This is a genomic window from Microcoleus sp. B4-C1 (assembly GCF_036705285.1).
In the GTDB taxonomy this organism is placed as follows: Bacteria; Cyanobacteriota; Cyanobacteriia; order Cyanobacteriales; family Microcoleaceae; genus Microcoleus.
Genome location: NZ_JAUBUC010000200.1, coordinates 1 through 2148, shown reverse-complemented (window position 1 = coordinate 2148; position 2148 = coordinate 1). Strand labels below are relative to the sequence as shown.

Below are 2148 nucleotides of genomic sequence, written 5' to 3'. Positions count from 1 at the left end.
GGGTTGAGTCGAGGGGGGATATTGTTCCCCGCCCCTCTCTGTTAGGTCTGGGCGTGCGAGTTTCCCCGCACCCAGCTCCCGATGTTCTTGGCTTTCGCCTTTGCTCATGTGGATATAGTCGTGGCAGCTTTCGTGAACCGCTAGAAGGTTGTTTATTTTCCAATTACTGTGGCAACCATCTACGTGATGCAGATGTACCTTTTCATCGCCTAGCATTTTTAAGCCACATTTTCCACATTTATGGTTTTGCCGTTTTAAGGCTTTAGAGGTTCCACCGTCGTAGAGTTTGCTGTTACGTTCGCTCCAGTAGGTGATATCTCCGTCGTAAGGCGATTTCTCCCCTTTGACATTGACAAATTTGCTTTCGGAGTAAGGAACCGCCGGGAATGCTTTTTCTATCAATTTCTCGACAGTGTAGCGATTCTGTTTTGCTTCCTTGTTGAATACCTTGAAGGCTCTTTTTTCGGTGAACCACAGCGATAACCGTGACCCATCCAATTTACAGTAGCGATGGTAATTTCTCCAACCTCTAACTACAGGGGCTAATTTCTCAGCTTTGACTGTAGAACCATAATTCGAGTTGTTAACGATGTGTTTTACCTTCTGGTGGAACGCTTTAAAATTGTCCGCTGATGGAACGCATCTAAATTTCCCGTTTTTTTGCACTTTGAAGTGCCAACCGAGGAAGTCAAACCCATCTGTCGTAGCTGTTAGCTTAGTTTTCTTGTCACTAACCTTCATACCTCGTTCTGCCAGAAATTCGCTGACTTTATCAAGTATTGCCTCCGCATTATCTTTAGGTTTCAGAATTATTACCATGTCGTCCGCATAGCGAACTGATTGATGTATTTCCTCAATCCCATTGAGAGCGATATTGGCGAGTAATGGACTTACCACGCCCCCTTGCGGGGTTCCTTGTTCGGGAAACTCTGGATTGACTCCTGATTTTAGACAGCGGAATATTCCGGTCTTGATGCCTCTTGGGGCAATCAGTCGTTCCATGATGCTGTTGTGGCTTATCCTGTCGAAGCATTTTTCGATATCGAGTTCGATAACCCGTTTCTCTATTCCGTTGCAGTAAGAGCGTAGATTGTTGAACAGAATTTTTTGTGCGTCGTGTGCCGACCTTCCTGTTCTAAATCCATAACTCGTAGCGTGAAAAGTTGCTTCGTGTGCTGGCTCTAGCGCGTATTTTGCGAGGCATTGCCACGCTCTATCGGCGATAGTCGGTATCTTAAGGAGGCGGGTACTCCCATCCTTTTTTGGGATTGGTATTGAACGTAACTTCTGATGTTTCCAGTTGTTACTTTTGGCTCTGAGTTCTTCACTCAGAGCCAACCTTTCCTCAAATGTGAGTGAGGCTCTTCCATCGATTCCCGCAGTCTTTTTGCCAGCATTTAGTTGAGTTACTTGACGTATCGCCAACATTCTTGCAGCCCGAGATTTCAGAATTAGCTTTTGAAGGGACTTCGCTTTCTGCTTGTCTCCAACTTGAATCGCTTTAAACACTCGTTTTTGTAGGCGGAATAAATCACGGCGGAATTTCTTCCACGGTAACGTCTTCCAAGATTCACTAACATTGCTGCTGTGTCTAATCATGCTCTGCTCTAACTTATGTTTTCTGAACACCTCAGACCAATTACGGTCTGTCCTACCCGGACTAAGGGGATTCCGCTGCTCGTCTAGCCTACTTGGGGTTCGACTTCCCCTTGACCCTCAGTCCGTTTTTATTCGTTCCCTCGGTTAGATTGTTTTGTTCCGTTAGGTGGAACCACTTCAACCATTGGATTCCTTAGACTCATACCGTTGCTCAAAACAAGCTCGGCAGGAATAAACTCCAATGAAGTCGGGTTTTGGTATTGTGTCCCGCTTGGCAATAGGTTGCTTTCTTAGGTTCTGTTTTCACCGTAGGAACTCCCCGTTAGCGCCAGTGTCACCCCACAATGGATGTCTGATTGCGCCCTGTTCCTAGCTTCACTCTCCAGAAACCGAGTCTGGTCAGTGTAGGCAGATAGGGAGTCACACCTGAGTCTGGTGGGCGGGATTTTCACCCGCATCAGACCGAGAGTTCAACCTTCTTTTTTGGAGTTGGTTGGTAATGTTATGTACGGATTTGAACCGTGATTCACATTACAACGAATCGCACGT

Annotated in this window: 1 protein-coding gene; it reads right to left on the bottom strand. The window is 46.2% G+C overall.

What is annotated here, in order from left to right:
• A partial coding sequence (locus QUB26_RS31615; RefSeq protein ID WP_333321254.1) for a reverse transcriptase domain-containing protein occupies positions 1-1599 on the bottom strand: 1599 nt, incomplete at its 3' end.
• Between the last annotated feature and the right edge of the window lie 549 nt (positions 1600-2148).